A 19,472-nucleotide genomic window follows, 5' to 3' on the forward strand; every position below is an offset into this window, starting at 1 on the left:
AAGTGAAGGCAAGCCTACTAATTTGTTTCCTATAAAGCTTTAAGCTTTGTGCATTCGGCTTTTAGCTTTTATTAATTATATTAGTACAACCAATTTAATTTAAACATTATCATCATGAATTTTCAACTCATCAACTGGCTGGCCGTTGTGGTTGCAGCATTATCTGCGTTTTTAGTTGGCGGTATCTGGTACTCACCCGCCCTGTTTGCTAATGCCTGGATGGCCGATAATAAACTCAGCAGCGCCGAGCTTCAGGCATCCAGCAAAGGCAGGGCTTTTGGCTTTACAGCTTTCTTCTCCATTATTATGGCGGTAAACCTGGCCATGTTTTTAGCTGATGCCAAAACCGACCTGGCCTGGGGAGCAACAGCAGGGTTCCTTGCCGGTATTTGGACGTTTTGCGCCATTGCTATCCACAGCCTGTTTGAGCTTAAAAGCTGGCGTTTAATATTTATAAACGGCGGTTACAGCGTGGTATCTTTAACCCTGATGGGATTGATATTGGGTGCCTGGAGATAAGATAATTAAACAATAACAGGAAGCGAATTTATGCGAATTACACAAATAGCCATCGGGCTTTAATTCGTGCACATTCTATTAGGGCGATTTAGTGTATCCTACCATGACATAATTAAAACAGGGGTCATGCTGAGCCTGTCGAAGCATGTTGGGCATGGCCTCTGCGCACAAGTCTTCGACAGGCTCAGACTGACCAGCCCTCTTTTATCATTTCGCCTTCGGAGTTCGTTGTATTTTAACACTCAAAATGACATTTGTGTTATACATTCCATGAACAATAGTGACGGTTTTTAGTTGAACTTTACAGTAGTCAAACCAAAATACATTACCATGGCAAGCACAACAAGTTCATTTGAAAAAACGTTCACCATTGGTGGCGACATTACCATTAATCGTTTGGGTTACGGTGCTATGCGCATTACGGGACCAGGTATCTGGGGACCGCCGCAAGACAGAGAAGAAAGCATTCGTGTATTAAAGCGCGCTGTCGAACTGGGTGTTAATTTTATTGATACGGCCGACAGCTATGGGCCGAATGTATCGGAAGAATTAATTGCCGAAGCCCTGCATCCATATCCTGCAGATTTGTTAATTGGTACCAAAGGTGGCCTGCTACGTACCGGTCCTGGTGAGTGGCCGGTAGATTCTTCGCCGGAGCATCTGAATGAAGCCCTTGAAGGCAGCCTGAAACGTCTCCAGGTTGAACGTATTGACCTTTACCAGTTACACCGCATCGACCCTAAAGTACCTGCCGAAAAATCATTTGAGTTTTTGCAAAAAGCGCAGCAGGAAGGCAAGATCAGGCATATCGGTTTATCTGAAGTAAGTGTTGAGGATATCAAACTTGCCCAGCAATATTTTGAAGTAGTATCGGTACAAAACATGTACAGTGTTGATAACCGTAAATGGGAAGCCGAACTGGAATACACCCGCAATCATAATATCGCCTTTATTCCGTGGTTCCCGCTTGGCGGCGGTAATGTACAGGGCGAGGCGATATTAAACCGTATCGCCGCCAAACATGGCGCTACGCTTCACCAGGTGGCCTTAAGCTGGTTACTGCACCATTCGCCAAATATCCTGCTCATTCCGGGAACATCAAGCGTTAAGCATCTGGAAGAAAACATGAAGACTGCCGATATTCAATTATCAGAAGATGATTTGGATGTATTGGATAGTTTAGCTGACGCGTAACAAAAGGAATTGAAAGTTTATGAATATGTCATTGTTGTAGCTCGGCAATCGCATGCTATACAGGGCTGCTAACGTCCCATCAGGGTCTCTCGCAGAGAGAACATGAGGTTTTGATCTATTTTCCAAAAAATTAAAAAGGATGTCAGTAATTTGGCGTCCTTTTCTTGTTTAAGTTGATAGGAAAAATAGTTACCTGAAGATAGTTACGAACATTAACACCAAATGAGAAGTAAAGAAGAAATACTGAATAGTTATAACACCACCGGAAACGATGGGTTACCTGAAATGAGCGCTGGTGATCTGCTCAAAGCTATGGAAACCTATAAACAGGAATGGGCGGAAGCAGCATTTACAGCGGCGAGACAGCAGGATACATTGGGTAATTACACGTTTAATAATTACGCCGATTTTTTAGATAGCATTGAAAAAACGACTAAACCAATTGATGAATTTGGTATTACCCTTGCTGCCGTGGCCGACAGTATTGTCACCAACTTTTTGCCCGATGATAATTCCGTAACCGAGTTTGATTTTAATTTCACTATGCAAGGCAAAGGTTATACAGCCTTTTATACTAAAGATGCCCAGGGCTATTGGAAAATGAGCCGATGGGCAACTCACAATGGTTAAAAATCATGTCATTGCGAGCGTAGTGCGGCAATCGCATGCTATACAGGGCGAATATACTTCCGTGCGATTGCTTCGTCCCTCGCAATAACATTTATGAGTATCTACAAGTCAGCCACTTTAAACGGCTTTACGTCAACACTTTCCCAAACCCGCTGGGTAATATAAGGGTCTGCATTTTTCCAGGCTTCCAATTGCTCGTAAGTTTCAAATTGTACTATCATTGTTGAGCCTATCATTTTACTGTCGTCATTGAGCATAGCGCCGGCCGCAACTAAATTACCATTGGCTTTAAGCGCTTTGGCTCCGTCAACATGATGCGGGCGCGCGGCCATCCGGCGATCAAATGCCTCAGCGTCTGTAAAATCATATGCGGTTACAAGGTATTGTTTCATGGGATATCTTACTGGTTAAACACGTTTTTCAAGCCCGAATATCTGCAAAACTATCTCATTAAAATAAATTAAAAATTAAATTAAATTTATAACTGTAAACTTGACAATTTTTACAATATTTGTTTTCCGAAAAACTAACCTGAATAATGAAGAATAATTTGCACCAGGAATTTATTAAGATCTTTAACAAAGAAGCAGACAACGCGTACTTTTCGCCCGGCCGTGTAAACCTTATTGGCGAACATATTGATTACAACGGTGGTTTGGTTATGCCATGTGCCATCACTTTTGGTACTTATTTATTGACCTCTCCTAATGAGGATGGTATTTTCCGGTTCAGGAGCTTAAATTTCAGCGAGCAAAAAGATACCCCGCTGCAACTTCATTATGAAAAAACAGGCGAAAACTGGTTTAACTTTCCTATCGGTGTAATTGATCGCTTTACCAAAGACGGTCACCAGTTAAAAGGCATTGATATGCTATTTTATGGCGATATTCCAATTGGCTCGGGTCTTTCGTCATCGGCTTCAATTGAGGTGGTTACTTCTTATGCTTTAAATGACCTGTTCAATAGTGGTTATGATAAGCTTGACCTGGTGAAACTGTCAAAAGATGTCGAGAACAATTTCATTGGTGTTAATTGCGGCATTATGGATCAATTTGCGGTAGCTTTTGGCGAAAAAAACAAAGCCCTGATGCTTAATTGCGATACCCTGGATTACCAGGCGGTTGACAGTAATCTTGGCGAATATGTACTTGCCATTATCAATACCAACAAGCCCCGCAAACTGGCCGAATCAAAATACAACGAACGTGTACAGGAGTGCCAGGCAGCACTTGCTGCCCTGCAGCAGCAACTGGATATCAAATATCTTTGCGAGATAGACAGCGCTACTTTTGAACAATACAAACAGCTGATAGTAGACCCGATTGTGCAGAAACGCGCCAAACACGTAATTGAAGAAAACGACCGTGTAAAACTGGCTGCGACAGCTCTTGCCGCTAATGATCTGGCGGAGTTTGGAAAACTGATGTATGCATCGCACGATTCACTGCGCGATTTATACGAAGTAAGCGGTGTTGAATTGGATACCGTTGCCGAATATGGCAAAACCAACCCTGATGTTGCCGGTGCCCGTATGACCGGTGCAGGTTTTGGTGGTTGTGCCATAGCCCTGGTAAAAGGCGATGCTTTTGACAAATTTAGCCAGGAAGTAAGCGAATACTACACGCAAAAAATCGGCTACGCCCCTTCTGTTTATAGCTCGCTCATTGGCGACGGCGTAGGTGTGCTGGCATCAGTACTTAACTAACGGCTTTTTTTAATATTTTTGCGCCCTTATAATGGTTCATTAGTTCATTACGGTAAAGCACCAATGAACTAATGAACCATTTAACTAATAAACTATAGGGATGCGCAAATTAAAGTTAGATGAGCTGAACCGGGCTACGGTTGATGAATTTAAAGCACAGGATAAATTGCCGGTAGCCGTAGTGTTGGATAACGTGCGCAGCATGCACAATATCGGCTCTATTTTCCGTACTTCTGACGGCTTTGCGGTTGAACAGGTTTGCCTTTGTGGCATCACCGCCCAGCCCCCCCACCGCGAAATTGAAAAAACAGCCCTCGGCGCAACCCAATCTGTTAACTGGACTTATTACGAAACCCCGCTGCAGGCCGTTGAACAATTACGTAAAGATGGCTACCAGATCATAGCCATTGAACAGGCCGAAAGCAGTATCATGCTCCACGAATTTAAACCCGCCGAAGATGGCAAATACGCCCTGATTTTTGGCAACGAAGTAAACGGTGTAAGCGATGAAGTAATGCAGGTTATTGATGCCTGTATCGAGATCCCACAGTTTGGCACCAAGCATTCATTTAATATCGTTGTATCCGCAGGTATCGTACTTTGGGACTTTTTTGCTAAGATGGCGATATAGGGTAAAAAATGAAATGACATATCCACGTCGTCATGCTGAACTTGTTTCAGCACCCCACGAGACAGGTAGGCGATTTGCTTAGCATGGTTGCTTAGCGAGTGAGGTGTTGAAACAAGTTCAACATGACCGTGATTTTTATGTAATAAGTAATAATAACACTGCTGACATTTACTTCTTCAACACATAAAATGACATTTCCTTCCTCGTCACAAAACCGAGCTTTTCATACACTTTAATAGCCCTTTCATTTTCGGCTTTTACATGCAGAAAAGGTATTTCAGCAGCTACTTTAATGCGTTTAGCCTGGCTCAACAATAATTTGCCTGCATAACCGCGCCCCAGGTAATCGGGATGGGTACAAACGGCACTGATCTCGGCGTAAGGCGCAGGGTTTAAACGCTGGCCGGCCATGGCAAGCAGTTTATCGCCATCAAAAATACCCTGATAATGCCCAAATTCAATAGTTCGTTCTATAAAAGGGCCTGGGTTGGTCAATTGAGTAAGTTCAAGCATTTGGGGCACATGCTGCTCTGTAAGCGGCACCGGGTCTTCGCCCGAAACATCAGCAGGTATTTCACCCTCAAAAACCATTTGCAGGCATTTTAGGTAATGTACTATTTTCCACTGTTCAGGAATTTCAATATCATGCGGGGCAATAAATATAAAATGGCTCTCGAAGGGAATAGCATCGTAAAGCAGGTTAAAATTTCCGGCCGATATTTCAGCAGTAGCTACAAAAGGTGAAACCTCTTTCGGGAAATATTTTGCTATATCATTACCGCCTGAAAACGCTTTATTGCCAGTAAGAAGCGCGTTCCAGGCCGGATTATCAAGTATATGCTTCATTTAAATTTGGTGATGGTGGTAAGGGCAAAGCTATTAAAAATACCCTGCTGTGGGGATCCCGGCTTGTCATTCAATTTTAATTTAATGCTTACATTAGCTTTATCCATTATAAAATTATTACGATGAACGCCCTTGCAAAAAAACTGCAGATCAAACCAAATTCACGCTGGCTGCTGCAAAATGCCCCTTCCGGTTACACGGATAGCCTGTCGCCCCTGCCTGATAACGCCAACCTGGTTTTTATCACGGAAGGAGAATTTAATGGCATCCAGTTATTTGTAACCAACGGTGCAGAACTGGCATCAGAGCTTAAAGTGATCACCCCTCTGCTTAAAGCAGATACGGTTTTCTGGATCATCTACCCTAAAAAAAATTCGGGCATTCAAACAGATCTGGAAATGATGAGTAGTTGGGACGCCCCTGCCCAATACGGCTTACGGCCGGTAGCATCGGCAGCAGTTAACGAAGTATGGACGGCGCTGCGTTTCCGCCCTATTGAGGCTGTAAAAGTATCTGAAGGCCGTAACGATGCCGTACGCAATAACGAACACAGTGCTTATATTGATATAGACAACAAGATAGTAACCCTGCCGGACTATATAAAGGAAACATTAGTACAACATCCCGGGGTGCTTGACTATTTTCAATCATTGGCTTACAGCCACAAAAAAGAATATGTGCTTTGGATCCTCACTGCCAAGCAGGAGAAAACCCGGCAGGACCGTTTAACTAAAATGGTAGAAATGCTGCAGAACAAAAAGAAAAATCCATCAGAAAAATAGCAACCATCCAAATGGTTAAAAAACAAAATAGCCCTGAATTTTCAGCAAATACAGGGCTATTTTATGTTCAACTATTATTTACCAGCCTGAGCCTTGTTTAGCATTACCATTTTTGATATGCTCTTCGGCAGTAGCTTTACCCATAATGGCAGCCATTTTGTTTCCTTCACTGTCAGTTCCTGTGGCAATGTATCTGCCCGATTTTACGTCGATAACTGGATTGATCATTGGTACATTTTTAGTTTTTGTTTTCACTGAATAAGCGGTAATACCACTTCCTTTTTCTGTTGCCATGATAAGTTTCTTTTGTTTTTTAATGTTAACCCCATTTAAACTGAATTGTTTTCAGCACAGGTATAATTGGTTTCTATGCGTAAACATGCATCATTTTTTTTTAATTAAAAATAGCCAGCATAAATAATTTGTTAACAGATTTAAGTTTGTGTTAATAACGAGTAAACCATGGTGTCTTCAAAGCGGCCGTTATGCAGGTGATATTCCTTAAAATAAGCCTCCTGAACAAAATTATTTTTGAGCAATAATTTAATTGAAGCGAAATTACCCGGACTTACACGGGCCTCTATCGAATGCAATTTGAGCACATTAAAGCCATAATCGATAGCAGCCGTAACGGCTTCCTGCATGATCCCCTGCCCCTGGTACACAGGGTTTAAAAGATACCCGATCTCGGCACGGTGATTATCTTTCTCTATCCGCCAAAAGCCTATACTGCCAATACATTTATGATTGTTTTTCAGGCAGATACACCAGGTGATACCATCATTTTTGCTAAGCAGATCTTCTATCACATCTATCAGCCCAACAGCATCATCAATGGTTTTATTGATTGGCCGGTTAATGTATTGCATCACCGTTTCATTCGATCGCATTTCAAACAGACCGGCAGCGTCATCATAGGTGAAACGCCGCAATACGAGGCGCTCGGTTGTTAAAACGGGGAACGGGGTAAAGTTAGGGCTAAGCATAAATACCAATGTAAGTAACCGGCTACCGGGCACCGGCAAGTCTACCGTTAAATTTAACTATCAGGTTAAAAAGATCGGTGTATTTGTTAAGCGGCAGCGTGGCGCTGATGTCAAAAACATCATGATAAGCCTTAATACCACCCATAGTATAAATAAAAAAAGCAGGGACACCCTGTTCGGTAAAAAAGTAATGATCACTGTTGGCTGCCTTACCGCGGGAGGCCACTTTCACAAAGTAATTATTTTCCTTGTTGATCTGTTGCATAGCAGCAAACTCTTTAGGATAAACAGTGGCATTGACAACGGTTATCCCATCAACACCTGTCCCGTTAAGATCAAGGTTGATCAGGAAACGGATGTTTTTTAGCGGGATGAGCGGGTTTTGCGTAAAATATTTAGAGCCCAGCAAACCGGCTTCCTCTCCCGAAAAACAAATAAAAGCTACGCTGAACGGTAACGGATGTTTGGCATAGTAATGGGCAAGTCCCATGAGCTCGGAAATGCCACTGGCATTATCATTAGCACCCGGAAAATAAGTTTTATCGCCCATGCCGCCCAAATGGTCGTAATGCGCGGTGATCACGATAACAGAATCAGGTTTGGATGTCCCTTTTACAATACTGCAGATATTGGCTGTTTTAAAATCGGTTATCAGTTTATTTTCGATAGCTACGCTAAGCGTTGTAGGAGTTTCTTTAATTGCCTTTTTATCAACCTGGATCACGGTATAATCCAAAACCTGCCCCTCGGCCGACCAGGTGAGTTTATCTTCGAGCGATAAAATGACCCTGTTTTGCTGATCGATAAAATGGGTACTGTCTTTTTTGATCAGTTGTCCTGTACCCGTTACCCCACGGCTATCCGGCGAAACAATAAAATCTTTACCGGGTCTTAACTGCACACCATTTACAGCCACCTCCATCTTACCGGGAAAAGTATTGACCGGGTAACTAAAGTCCTGTAAAAAACTTTTACCGTCCATTGGCTTTACACCGTATAATTTTAGCTTAGCGCTTAAAAACGCGGCGGCTTTATGAACGCCGTCTTTGGTATAACCACGCCCCCAGAAGTAAGGCGACGTAAGCGTATCAACCATTTTACGGGCAAAAAGGGTATCCTGAGCAAAAAGGCTGTTTGAAATAAAAAGGAATAAAAGGATCAGTTTAGGTTTCATTCGGTATCTAAATAAAACTATCGGCCTCGCGGTAAGCTTTGATCAGTGCAAGTTCGCCTTCTTTTCCTGCTCCGGCAGTGCCGTGCTCCATGCCCATCACACCTTTGTAGCCTTTGTTATAAATGTGTTTGAATATGTTTTTATAGTTCACTTCGCCTGTGCCGGGTTCTTTACGGCCGGGGTTATCACCTATCTGGTAGTAGCCAATCTCGTCATAAACCAGGTCGAGCGTTGGGATAATGTTGCCCTGGTTACGCTGTACGTGGTACATATCATACAGGATCTTGCATGACGGGCTTCCTACAGCCTTGCATATAGCATAAGCCTGGTCGGGCGTACGCAGAAACAGGTCGGGATTATCACTTAGCGGTTCCAGTACCATAATAATACCGTGCGGCTCCAGTATGGCAGTCCCCTTTTTTATGGCCTCAATAACATTACCCGTTTGTACACCAATGGGGAGCTTACGCGCAAAATCGCCGGGAACAACAGTAACCAGCTTACTGCCTATGCGTTTGGCTACCTCAACAGCCTCTTTGCAGGAGGCTATAAATTTTTCAACCTGATCGGCATTGCCTGTTGCCAGCATATTGCTATCATTACCCAAGCCCGGCTGTACAAAAACGCCCATGGCCATACCAAGTTTCGCCAGTGTATCCCCTATCTTTTTTTGCTGTTCAACCGGGCGGCCACCCATTCCGTTATCCTCAATAGCCCGGAAACCTTTATCGTACGCAAATTTTATCTGGTCGATAAAATCCTCACCAGCGTGGTTTTTAAACATGCCGTCATGAATGCCATAGTTGAGATTAAAAAGTTTGTCGCCTGCGATTACGGCAGCTTCGCCGGCAGGCTCAGTACAACTGGTAAGTGTGGCGGCTTTTAAAACACCCGTAGTAAATAACGAAGCCCCGGCCAGCACCGAGCTTTGAACAAAGTTTCTGCGTTTCATGATGGTTGTTGATTGGTTTGCGGGCTAAATATAACATCTATGCTCCATTTGAGACATGGCAAAGATTGATTTATCAGGATTTTTTAGACAGTTCGTGACGGTCTGGAGACAGAGAATGATTGAAAATCCGGCTATTTTGTTTATCTTTGTGTATAAACGGCAAAAATTTAAAGCTATTCCAGCTTACAGCGCCCAGCTATTTTGATGCTGATCTGTTTTATTCCCCGCTGATACCGTTGCTGCCCGGAACTTAACTTAAAGATCATTTTTACGCTCACTAAACAGGTATTTATTACCTGGCCCGGCCTTTTTATTGCTAAACGGAATAGCTATTATTTAACTTAATTGATCTTAATTATGGCTAAATCGCAAGCAACATTCATGAAAAAACAACTGGAAAAAAATCGCCAGAAAAAAAAGGAAGATAAAGAACAACGCAAACAGGAACGTAAACAAAACTCAGGCGGCAGCGACCTTGACAGCATGCTGGCTTATGTAAACGAATTTGGCGAAATTGTATCAACACCGCCCGAAAAGAAACAGGCATAGCAGGGTTTAAAGAGTACATCATCGAAGTATTGTAAATATTTAGTGGCTGTAGCCCGAGTAATTGAACCTTTTACTATTTTAATTGTCATAACAAAAAAATCAACCACAGTTATGAAATTTCAATTAGGCTTTGTTTCCCTTATCGCACTCACGATTGCCTCTTGCTCAGGCAATCGTACAACAAATGATGCTGATACGGTAATTAAAAAGGAAGACACCGCCATGGCCAATGCACCCGATGCCCCGGCAGTAAATATGGAGTATTGCTTTTACGCCACCGAGGGTAACGCTAATCAGGACACTACGAAAGTGAACCTGCATATTAACGGCAACAAAGTTACGGGCGACATGGACTGGCTACCCAAAGAAAAAGATGCCCGCAAGGGCTCGTTGATGGGTAATTTGAACGGCAATGTTATTAAAGCATTGTGGACTTACGGGCAGGAAGGTAGCACAGATACCTTAAGCGTTGAGTTTCAGCTCAGGGGCAACCAGCTTGCACAAAAGCCTTACAAGTACGATACAAAAACCGGCAAACAGCAAACCAACAGCACGGCCGATTACGCAGTAATTTACAGCATGAAAAATTGTCGTTAATTTAAACGCTATTTATAAATTAGCTAAAAAATAAAAAGCAAAATGGAAAAGCGTGAAACCAGCATATTGTACCTTGTATTGGGTTTATATACTTTAATGATAAGCTGGTACTACAACCACAGTATAATTTTACTCATCATTCATTACATATTTTGGCCGGTTTATCTCATATATGAATTGCTGATAGGCCACCTTGCTCATGGCATGTGGAAAACCATTCCGCTTTCATACTTCAAATAAGACAAAAACATTTCCAATAAGTATAAAAACAAAAAACCACCCTGAAAATATTTCAGGGTGGTTTTTCTGTTTTTATGGCAATTTAAACTTTTTCAACCACAACCGCAGTACCGTAGGCAAGCACCTCGGTAATGCCCTGCATTACCTCGTTGGCATCATAACGCATGTTAATGATAGCATTTGCGCCAATTGCCTGTGCATGCTGGATCAAAAGCTGGTAAGCTTCCTCACGTGCATTTTCACATAATTCAACATAAATTGAAAGCCTGCCGCCAAACAGAGACTGAAAACCGCCTGCAATATTGCCCAACGCGCTCCTGCTGCGCACAGTAATGCCACGTACAACGCCCAAATGCCTGGTAATCCTGTAGCCATCTAAGGCTGTGCTGGTAGTAATAAGTGATGTATCCATTTTAGTTTATTTATTGTTCACCAATGTTTATCGGTATTTTTTATTTAGATGCAGTATGGGTAACGATATTACGTAATTGAGTGTTTTTATTTTTACGATTAGTTGATACGATCATGCATTGCTTGTGGTTGACGGCTCATAGACTGCTTGGGTGGTGTGAGGATTATATAAATAAGAGGCTAATTACTGAAACTGTATTTGCATTAGGGATCGTAGCGGATACCGGCCCATGTGGCTAAGGCCGGTGCAGTATGAGCGTAGAGCCCGGGCCGGAGGTAATGCCATAATTATTAATAGTATTTAACAGCCAAATCTTTAATACCATAGCTAAATTCAAAAGCAACTAATCTCTTATCTCCAATCACTAATCTCTATATGGGTGTTACCTGCGACCGGGCTATCCACTCATACGCCTGCAGGCATTACGCTCAGGGCCGGTATCCGCTACTATCTAACGCTTTTTCTGAACCAGGATTTATGGGATTAACGGATTCATCAGATTGATTTATTCACTCATCTTTCTACCACCACTACTATAAAGCCATCTCATAAACCATATACACTCCACTACCAATCACCAATCGTTAACCACGATCTGTGAACTATCAACCATGAGCTAAAATTCCGTACCTTCGCCGAAAAATTAAAAATCGATGCCTGATAAAATTAAAGCTGTTTTTTTAGATCGTGACGGAGTGTTAAACCAGGAAATGGGCGATTATGTACGCCGTTTTGAGGATTTCCACGTACTTGATAACTTCGAAGCCCTTAAAACCTTGCAGGATCGTGGCTATATGCTGCTTGTTGCTACCAACCAGGGCGGTTTGGCCAAAGGCTGGTATACCGAAGAAGAGCTGGCAAAAATGCATAATCACCTGAAACAGGTTTACCATGAGCACGGCGTTGAAATTACCGATTTTTTTTACTGCCCGCATCACCCCAATTTTACCGGCGATTGCGATTGCCGCAAACCCAAACCGGGACTGCTGCTGCAAGGCATAGCCAAATACAACATCGACCCGTCAAAATCATACTTTATAGGTGATCGTGAACGTGACGTTGAAGCAGGAACTGCTGCCGGCATAAAAGGCATCCTGATTGATAGCGATCAGCCTATTAGCTCGGTGCTGGATCAGATAGCTTAGTAATACCATAATAACGTCATTGGGAGGTACGAAGCAATCCCCAAAAAGCAGAGCAGCAATGCAAGTCCCTCTGTATAGTTTGGGATTGCTTCGTACCTCGCAATGACGGTTTTAAAAGATGCGTTTTTACTAAAATAAAACCCTTTCCTTAAAACATTTTCTTCTCTCCTGCTTTTTACCAATATTTATATTATCCTATGCAAAAAAGCCGCTACTTAAAAAACCTCGATGCTGTTTTGGCCGCCCTTATCGGCTGGTTTATATTGAGCTTGTTTTTCAGGTATAGCGGTGTTGGCGTTTCGCCGGATAGTATTATGTACACCAGCGCAGCCAGGAGTTTCAGGGGCCATGGCACCTTGTTAACTTTTAACCATGTACCCATTGTTGATTTCCCGGTTTTTTATCCTATTTATCTTGGCATCATATCGATAATCACACAGATAGACCCGGTTAAATTTGGTGCAGTAATGAACGGGATCATGTTTGCTACCCTCATTTTTACCAGCGGGTGGATCATGGAACATTTTGTACCTGCTTCAAGGATCTATAAATGGCTTATGCTGACAGCCATTATCCTGAGCCCTCCGTTGCTGCAGGTTTACTCCTACTTATGGTCGGAGACCTTGTTTATTCTTGAAATTCTGTTCTTCCTGGTTGCCTTCCGCGAATATCTTCTAAAACACACGCTTAAAGCGCTGGTTGTGGCGGCGGTTATTGCTGCTATAAGTTGTATAACACGTTATGCGGCTATCACTATTGTAGGCACCGGTGGTTTACTTTTACTGTTGGACAGGGTTTTGCCGTTAAAAAAGAAGATAGTCCATATTATTGTCTACGGGCTTGTTTGTATCTCTTTATTGGTAAGTAACCTGGTTTACAACGCCTTTATGTCGGGCACCACTACCGGTCCGCGGGAACCATCCATTACTCCTTTTAGCAAAAACCTGTATTATTTTGGTACCGTGATGTGCGATTGGATGGGCCTCACTCCAAATCAATATTGGGCTGCGACACCTTTAGCTATTATTATTTTTCTGGGTTTTATAGGCGCTCTGGCGTTTAATTACTACAGGCGCAAGCTTGATAGCTTTGAAAACCTTGCTATTACCTTCGCCATGGTTTATGGGGCGTTTATTGTTTTATCGTCAACATTTTCAAGATACGAGCGTATTAACCACCGCCTGCTTTCGCCACTATTTATAACCGCTTTATGGGGCTATACCAGCTGGGCTTTATTACTGCTTAAGAAAATAAAAAGCAATGTTACCCGACGTGTTGCAGGCGTTGTAATGATTATACTCATGCTGGGCTTTATTACCAGCGAATTTTTGATTGACAAAGCCCGCTATAACGACCAGGTGGCCGACGAATACGGCAACCCCGGATTCACCGACGAAAGTTGGATCGACTCGGAGTTTGCCATTTACCTTCGTAGCGGCGATCAAAGCCTCTTTAAACCCGGAGTAAAAGTTTATACCGATGCCCATGAGGCTGTTTACTTCTTCTCGGGTATGTCATCCTACCTGGTGCCGCATCGTTTTTTCACTAAGGATATTGATAAATTTTACAAGGTAAAACACTATTACCTCATTTGGTTCAACGTACTCGAAAACCCTGAGCTTATTAACCTGAAGGATATTCAGAAAGTTAAAAGCCTCAAAAAGATCAAGGACTTTGGCGAAGAGGGCGCGATTTATGAGTATGTGTCTGAACCTTGATTTACAGGATTTTAGGATTACCATGAATGAATAAACGCTGCTTCTTTTCGCAGCAAGTTAGCATATATTCATGCTTTTTGGGGGCCTGTCGGGCCGCGTTAGGGATTGCAGTGTAAAGCCCGGAGCGCGTCTTGGGATTGTGCACAGGAAAGGCGAGGACTTGTAACGGAAAGCCCGGAGCGCGTCTTGGGATTGTGCACAGGAAAGGCGAGGACTTGTAACGGAAAGCCCGGGCCGCAGGCAACGCCCATATTATAAAAACATCCCCTGTCGTTGTTGATGTTGTCATGAATTAACAAGGCCATTATGCATGGGGTAAAGTTGTTGGTAACAACGGCAAAAGGTCAATATTTTAACAACATTGGGGGTTAACCTCATTTTTTCATTAATAAATTAATAATCAATTACTTAATGAAAAAATATTCAATTTTGTGTTAACCCTGTTAACCCCCTGTTATTGCAGTCGGCGGTCGGCGCTGTCACCGAAAAAGGCTAAGGCTAACAAAATTAAATTCTAAAAGCTCGCCTGAAAAGCCATGAAACTTCTTGAAAATTTCATGTACCGGCATACTTTTTTACATTAAATTTTGATTTAAAAAACATCTGTCTATATTTGCACCGCTAATCTATAGTTTTACTATATAAAAAATGAACGGTATCGCACTACATCATCTTCATCTGCATCACCACCATGTGGTGATCAGCTAATATGTATGTTTCTACGCGAAATAACAACCTCCGTTTATATTCTTTTTTATCATAGTCTCTTAAATTCAATCTTTTGAAAACACTTAAAATAGCTATCCAAAAATCGGGTAGGCTCAACGAAAAATCTGTTGAATTATTAAAAAATTGCGGCTTAAATTTTGAAAACTACAAAAGCTCGCTGATCTCCCCGGTATCCAATTTCCCTTTAGAAATCCTTTTCCTTCGCGATGACGATATTCCTGAGTATGTGCAGGATGGCATTGCTGATCTGGGTATAGTTGGTGAAAACGTGATCCAGGAAACCGAAGTTGAGGTAAGCTACCTGCAACGCCTTGGCTTTGGTAAATGCTCACTCAAAATCGCAGTACCCAATAATAGTGACATCAATTCCCTGGCCGACCTTGACGGTAAGGCCATAGCTACCACCTACCCTGCCATTTTAGGCAAGTTCTTAAAGGAAAAAAATATTACTTCAGATATCCGCACCATTTCGGGTTCGGTTGAAATTTCACCCGGCTTAGGCCTTAGTGATGCAATCTGCGACCTGGTATCAACAGGCGGCACGCTGAAAAGCAACGGACTGAAACCTTTTGCCGATGTTATGTCGTCAGAAGCAGTGCTGATTGGCAGCAAAGCCATTGCCGAAAGCGACCTGGTATTGGAGCTGATCCAGCGCATCCAATCTGTTTTACGCGCCAAAGAGACTAAATATGTAGTACTTAACGTTGAGAAGAGTAATCTTACCTCGGTAATTGCTTTACTGCCGGGCGTAAAAAGTCCTTCGGTAGTGCCATTGGCTGAAGAAGGCTGGGTGGCAGTACACACCGTGATCCCCGAACGTGATTTCTGGGACCGTATAAGCCAGCTTAAACAAGCCGGGGCGCAAGGCATTGTAGTAATGCCTATTGAGAAGATCATTTTATAGTAGTTGGCAGTGGCAGTTGGCAGTTTGCGCTATGGTAAATTGCTGATTGTTGCGAACTGCAAACTGATAACTGCAAACTGGAATGAAGACATACAATTATTCAGAACTTTCATCTACCGAGATCCAGAAACTGGTTCAGCGCAATGTTGACCCTGCCAACGAGATCAGGACCATTGTTGAAGATGTAATTGCCAACGTGCAGCAGCATGGTGACAGTGCTTTATTTGACTATGCTTTAAAGTTTGATAAGGTGGAGCTGAGCAAGCTTTATCTTGATAAAGCCGAGCTGGAAGAAATAGCTAAAGCCATATCTGCCGATCAGAAAGCGGCATTGGAAACTGCCTACGGCAATATCTATAAATTTCATAAAACGCAGCTAAAAACCGAGGACAAGGTTGAAACGATGCCCGGTGTAACCTGCTGGCGCGAACTACGCCCAATTGAAAAAGTCGGCTTGTATATTCCCGGCGGTTCGGCGGTATTGCCAAGTACGTTTTTGATGCTGGGTATCCCGGCCCGCATTGCAGGCTGCCATGAAATAGTAGTCTGCTCTCCGCCGCAAAAAAACGGTAAGGTAAATGCCTTTATAGCCTACGTGGCACTGATGCTGGGCGTTGATAAGATCTACTTAGCAGGCGGTTCACAGGCTGTAGCAGCCATGGCTTACGGAACGGCAAGCATTCCTAAGGTTGATAAGATTTTTGGCCCGGGCAACCAGTTTGTAACCAAAGCCAAAACCATCATTCAATCAACCACCACAACGGCAATTGATATGCCCGCAGGCCCATCGGAAGTATTGGTTATTGCTGATGAAACTGCTATCCCGGCCTATATCGCAGCCGATTTGCTGGCCCAGGCTGAGCACGGCATCGATAGCCAGGCGGTATTGGTTTGTACCTCTGCCGATGTTGCTCAAAAAGCCATTGCCGAAGTGGAGAAACAATTACCGGTATTGCCCCGTGCCGAGATAGCCAAACTGGCCATCGATAACTCATACGTAGTGATCGCCAACAGCCTGAGCGAGGCCATGACCTTCAGCAATCAATACGCGCCAGAGCACTTAATACTGGCTACTCATAGCTGGGAACAGATCACCAGCAGTATCATCAACGCCGGTTCGGTTTTTTTAGGCAACCTTACCCCCGAAAGCGCAGGCGATTATGCATCAGGCACTAACCACACCCTGCCAACCAGCAGTTATGCAAGAGCTTATTCTGGGGTATCGGTCGATTCGTTTGTGAAGAAGATCACGTTCCAGCATATCACCCGCGAGGGCATTAACAACATTGGCCATACCGTTGAAGTGTTGGCTGAGCTGGAAGGCTTGCACGCGCACAGGAACGCGGTGAGTGTGAGGATGAGCCCCCCAACCCCCTAAAGGGAGAGTTTGGATCCGGCGAAGAAATGCAAAATATAAACCAAACCGTCATTGCGAGGTACGAAGCAATCGCGAACTATACAGGGCGGCCCTGCTTATCGGGGATTGCTTCGTACCTCGCAATGACGGGTGTAAAAAAGATTAAAAAATGTTCGACATAAATAATATCCTTAGAGAAAATATAAAACGACTTGTGCCCTATTCATCGGCACGTGATGAGTACCAGGGCGAAGCAAGCGTTTTCCTTGATGCCAATGAAAATGCCTTTGGCTCCCCTTTAGATCAGCAGTTTAACCGTTACCCTGATCCTTTACAGTACGACTTAAAAAAACGTATCACCGAAATTAAAGGCGTACCGCCACGTAATATTTTTGTGGGTAACGGCAGTGACGAAGCTATCGATATCCTGTTCCGCAGTTTTTGCAATCCAGGTGTTGATAATGTGATCCTGGTGCCGCCAACCTATGGCATGTATGAGGTATCGGCCAACATTAACGATATTGAAGCCCGCAAGGTAAATTTAACCGAAGACTACCAGCTTAATTTAGAAGGTATTGCTGAGGCTATCGACAAAAACACCAAGCTTATCTTTATTTGCTCGCCAAATAACCCAACAGGTAATTCCATCAACCGCGATGATATTCAAACTTTGCTGACCAACTTTAACGGTATTGTAGTGGTTGACGAGGCTTATATCAATTTCAGCAGGCAAAAATCATTTATCCAGGAGCTTACCGAATGCGCCAATCTGGTGGTAATGCAAACCTTATCAAAAGCCTGGGGTTTGGCTGGTTTACGTGTGGGCATGGCCTTTGCCAGCGAAGAGATCATTGAGGTGATGAATAAAGTAAAGCCACCTTATAATGTTAACGGATCATCGCAGCAACTGGCACTGACAGCTTTGGCAAACGTTAGCCAGGTTAATGATTGGATCAAAGAAACCCTTGCGCAACGCGACAGGCTGGTTTTACAACTGAAAGAATTTGATTTTGTGGTCGATATCTATCCATCTGATGCCAACTTCATTCTTGTAAAAACCACTAACGCTAATGGCATTTACGATTTCCTGGTGAAACAGGGTATCATCGTGCGTARCCGTTCAAAAGTTGAACTATGTGAGGGCTGTCTCCGCATAACCGTTGGCACTCCCAACGAAAATACCACCTTACTGCAAACCTTACAGAATTATAAATGAGCAATTTACAGAAAATATTATTTGTAGACCGCGACGGCACGCTGATCAACGAAACACCCGACGAGCAGATAGACTCATTCGCCAAGCTTTCGTTTTATCCTGGCGCGTTAACCTATTTGCCTAAAATAGCCAAAGAACTCGATTTTGAACTGGTGATGGTTACAAACCAGGATGGCTTAGGTACCTCTGTTTATCCTGAAGATACATTTTGGCCTGTACACAATTTCATCCTTCAAACCTTTGAAGGCGAAGGCGTAAAATTTGCCAACCAAATCATCGACCGTACTTTTGCCCGCGACAATGCGCCTACCCGCAAACCAGGCACTGCGTTACTTACGCAATACCAGGATTCGGAGAAATACGACCTGAAAAACTCATTTACCATCGGCGATCGTAAAAACGACGTGTTGCTCGCTAAAAACCTGGGAGCAAAAGCAATTTGGCTTAACAATAACAGCAATTTAGGCGGCAACGAATTTAGCGAAGCTGATCATATTGATGATGTGATCGCTTTGGAAACTACCGACTGGCAAAAGATATATGAGTTTTTAAAACTCGGTCAGCGGGTATTTGAACACCGTCGTGCTACCAAAGAAACCGATATTTATATCAAAATAAATCTTGATGGTAAGGGCGACGCCAAGATCTCAACCGGTCTGCATTTTTTTGATCACATGTTGGATCAAATTGCCCGTCACGGTAGCATCGACCTGGAGATTACCGCCAAAGGGGATCTGCATATCGACGAGCATCACACCATTGAAGATACCGGCATAGCCTTAGGCGAGGTATTTGCAGCTGCTTTAGGCAATAAAATGGGCATTGAGCGTTACGGCTTCTGTCTGCCGATGGATGATTGTCTGGCGCAAGCTGCTATTGATTTTGGCGGCCGTAACTGGATAGTTTGGGACGCCGATTTCAAACGCGAAAAAGTGGGTGATGTACCAACAGAAATGTTCTACCACTTCTTTAAATCGTTCAGCGATGCTTCAAAAAGCAATTTGAACATAAAAGCCGAGGGACAGAACGAACACCACAAAATTGAAGCTATATTTAAAGCCTTTGCCAAGGCAATAAAAGTGGCCGTAAAACGTGATGTAGATAAGATGGTTTTACCAAGCACGAAGGGGCTGCTTTAGGCAGAAGCAAAAGACAAGAAATCAAGAAGCAAGATTTTTTCTTGGCT

Annotated in this window: 22 protein-coding genes; 15 read left to right on the forward strand and 7 right to left on the reverse strand. The window is 43.2% G+C overall.

The window, feature by feature from the left end; all coding sequences use genetic code 11:
* Nucleotides 1-114: 114 nt before the first annotated feature.
* From AC1DUD_RS05100 to AC1DUD_RS05110, 3 genes are all read left to right on the forward strand, one after another.
* A complete protein-coding gene (locus tag AC1DUD_RS05100) occupies nucleotides 115-519 on the forward strand; it encodes a DUF1761 domain-containing protein (protein WP_321558200.1) in 405 nt (134 codons plus the stop codon).
* A gap of 330 nt (nucleotides 520-849) precedes the next feature.
* Nucleotides 850-1,713 (forward strand): aldo/keto reductase, encoded by an 864-nt coding sequence (locus AC1DUD_RS05105; RefSeq protein ID WP_477372267.1) that lies wholly within the window; start codon nucleotides 850-852, stop codon nucleotides 1,711-1,713.
* Between the two features lie 222 nt (nucleotides 1,714-1,935).
* On the forward strand, nucleotides 1,936-2,343 hold the full coding sequence (locus tag AC1DUD_RS05110; protein ID WP_477372269.1) for a hypothetical protein: 408 nt from the start codon (nucleotides 1,936-1,938) through the stop codon (nucleotides 2,341-2,343).
* Between the two features lie 101 nt (nucleotides 2,344-2,444).
* On the opposite strand, the gene AC1DUD_RS05115 is transcribed toward AC1DUD_RS05110, so the two are convergent.
* Nucleotides 2,445-2,735, reverse strand: coding sequence for a YciI family protein (locus AC1DUD_RS05115; RefSeq protein ID WP_477372271.1), 291 nt, complete (start codon nucleotides 2,733-2,735; stop codon nucleotides 2,445-2,447).
* Nucleotides 2,736-2,881: 146 nt separating this feature from the next.
* Here AC1DUD_RS05115 and AC1DUD_RS05120 point away from each other — a divergent pair, with 146 nt between their 5' ends.
* Both AC1DUD_RS05120 and AC1DUD_RS05125 read left to right on the forward strand, forming a co-directional pair.
* On the forward strand, nucleotides 2,882-4,048 hold the full coding sequence (locus AC1DUD_RS05120) for a galactokinase (protein WP_477372272.1): 1,167 nt from the start codon (nucleotides 2,882-2,884) through the stop codon (nucleotides 4,046-4,048).
* A 100-nt stretch (nucleotides 4,049-4,148) separates the two neighbouring features.
* On the forward strand, nucleotides 4,149-4,679 hold the full coding sequence (locus AC1DUD_RS05125; protein WP_477372273.1) for an RNA methyltransferase: 531 nt from the start codon (nucleotides 4,149-4,151) through the stop codon (nucleotides 4,677-4,679).
* Nucleotides 4,680-4,847: 168 nt separating this feature from the next.
* On the opposite strand, the gene AC1DUD_RS05130 is transcribed toward AC1DUD_RS05125, so the two are convergent.
* The gene (locus AC1DUD_RS05130; protein ID WP_477372275.1) at nucleotides 4,848-5,525 is read right to left on the reverse strand and encodes a GNAT family N-acetyltransferase; all 678 of its coding nucleotides are present in this window, start codon (nucleotides 5,523-5,525) and stop codon (nucleotides 4,848-4,850) included.
* A gap of 122 nt (nucleotides 5,526-5,647) precedes the next feature.
* Here AC1DUD_RS05130 and AC1DUD_RS05135 point away from each other — a divergent pair, with 122 nt between their 5' ends.
* The gene (locus AC1DUD_RS05135; RefSeq protein WP_477372277.1) at nucleotides 5,648-6,307 is read left to right on the forward strand and encodes a YdeI/OmpD-associated family protein; all 660 of its coding nucleotides are present in this window, start codon (nucleotides 5,648-5,650) and stop codon (nucleotides 6,305-6,307) included.
* Nucleotides 6,308-6,385: 78 nt separating this feature from the next.
* Here AC1DUD_RS05135 and AC1DUD_RS05140 read toward each other — a convergent pair whose 3' ends face one another.
* The 4 genes from AC1DUD_RS05140 to AC1DUD_RS05155 form a co-directional block, all read right to left on the reverse strand.
* Nucleotides 6,386-6,601: a hypothetical protein gene (locus AC1DUD_RS05140; RefSeq protein WP_330863423.1), complete on the reverse strand. Its 216-nt coding sequence runs from the start codon at nucleotides 6,599-6,601 to the stop codon at nucleotides 6,386-6,388.
* Between the two features lie 140 nt (nucleotides 6,602-6,741).
* Nucleotides 6,742-7,293 (reverse strand): GNAT family N-acetyltransferase, encoded by a 552-nt coding sequence (locus AC1DUD_RS05145; protein WP_477372280.1) that lies wholly within the window; start codon nucleotides 7,291-7,293, stop codon nucleotides 6,742-6,744.
* Nucleotides 7,294-7,315: 22 nt separating this feature from the next.
* A complete protein-coding gene (locus tag AC1DUD_RS05150; RefSeq protein WP_477372282.1) occupies nucleotides 7,316-8,467 on the reverse strand; it encodes a M28 family metallopeptidase in 1,152 nt (383 codons plus the stop codon).
* A 7-nt stretch (nucleotides 8,468-8,474) separates the two neighbouring features.
* The gene (locus AC1DUD_RS05155; protein WP_477372284.1) at nucleotides 8,475-9,419 is read right to left on the reverse strand and encodes a hydroxypyruvate isomerase family protein; all 945 of its coding nucleotides are present in this window, start codon (nucleotides 9,417-9,419) and stop codon (nucleotides 8,475-8,477) included.
* A gap of 357 nt (nucleotides 9,420-9,776) precedes the next feature.
* Between AC1DUD_RS05155 and AC1DUD_RS05160 the strand changes: the two genes are divergently transcribed.
* From AC1DUD_RS05160 to AC1DUD_RS05170, 3 genes are all read left to right on the forward strand, one after another.
* Nucleotides 9,777-9,968: a hypothetical protein gene (locus AC1DUD_RS05160; RefSeq protein WP_121229697.1), complete on the forward strand. Its 192-nt coding sequence runs from the start codon at nucleotides 9,777-9,779 to the stop codon at nucleotides 9,966-9,968.
* 111 nt (nucleotides 9,969-10,079) lie between these two features.
* Nucleotides 10,080-10,565 (forward strand): hypothetical protein, encoded by a 486-nt coding sequence (locus tag AC1DUD_RS05165; protein ID WP_477372286.1) that lies wholly within the window; start codon nucleotides 10,080-10,082, stop codon nucleotides 10,563-10,565.
* Between the two features lie 42 nt (nucleotides 10,566-10,607).
* Nucleotides 10,608-10,805, forward strand: a complete 198-nt coding sequence (locus AC1DUD_RS05170) for a hypothetical protein (RefSeq protein WP_091210644.1) — start codon at nucleotides 10,608-10,610, stop codon at nucleotides 10,803-10,805.
* Between the two features lie 82 nt (nucleotides 10,806-10,887).
* On the opposite strand, the gene AC1DUD_RS05175 is transcribed toward AC1DUD_RS05170, so the two are convergent.
* Nucleotides 10,888-11,217, reverse strand: a complete 330-nt coding sequence (locus AC1DUD_RS05175) for a YbjQ family protein (RefSeq protein WP_477372288.1) — start codon at nucleotides 11,215-11,217, stop codon at nucleotides 10,888-10,890.
* Nucleotides 11,218-11,870: 653 nt separating this feature from the next.
* On the opposite strand from AC1DUD_RS05175, the gene AC1DUD_RS05180 reads away from it, so the two are divergent.
* The 6 genes from AC1DUD_RS05180 (at nucleotide 11,871) to hisB (ending at nucleotide 19,425) form a co-directional block, all read left to right on the forward strand.
* Entirely contained in the window at nucleotides 11,871-12,362 is a 492-nt protein-coding gene (locus tag AC1DUD_RS05180) for a D-glycero-alpha-D-manno-heptose-1,7-bisphosphate 7-phosphatase (protein WP_477372290.1), read from the forward strand.
* A gap of 197 nt (nucleotides 12,363-12,559) precedes the next feature.
* On the forward strand, nucleotides 12,560-14,080 hold the full coding sequence (locus AC1DUD_RS05185; RefSeq protein ID WP_477372292.1) for a hypothetical protein: 1,521 nt from the start codon (nucleotides 12,560-12,562) through the stop codon (nucleotides 14,078-14,080).
* Nucleotides 14,081-14,861: 781 nt separating this feature from the next.
* Nucleotides 14,862-15,713, forward strand: coding sequence for an ATP phosphoribosyltransferase (hisG, locus tag AC1DUD_RS05190; RefSeq protein ID WP_477372294.1), 852 nt, complete (start codon nucleotides 14,862-14,864; stop codon nucleotides 15,711-15,713).
* Between the two features lie 82 nt (nucleotides 15,714-15,795).
* Nucleotides 15,796-17,091, forward strand: coding sequence for a histidinol dehydrogenase (hisD, locus tag AC1DUD_RS05195; protein ID WP_477372296.1), 1,296 nt, complete (start codon nucleotides 15,796-15,798; stop codon nucleotides 17,089-17,091).
* Between the two features lie 148 nt (nucleotides 17,092-17,239).
* Nucleotides 17,240-18,286 carry a histidinol-phosphate transaminase gene (hisC, locus tag AC1DUD_RS05200; RefSeq protein WP_477372298.1) on the forward strand — a complete coding sequence of 349 codons (1,047 nt, stop codon included), beginning with the start codon at nucleotides 17,240-17,242 and terminating at the stop codon, nucleotides 18,284-18,286.
* Nucleotides 18,283-19,425: a bifunctional histidinol-phosphatase/imidazoleglycerol-phosphate dehydratase HisB gene (gene hisB, locus AC1DUD_RS05205; RefSeq protein ID WP_477372300.1), complete on the forward strand. Its 1,143-nt coding sequence runs from the start codon at nucleotides 18,283-18,285 to the stop codon at nucleotides 19,423-19,425. The genes hisC and hisB overlap by 4 nt, the downstream gene beginning before the upstream one ends.
* The last annotated feature ends 47 nt before the right edge of the window (nucleotides 19,426-19,472 follow it).

The organism is Mucilaginibacter sp. P4_A11, assembly GCF_056402535.1.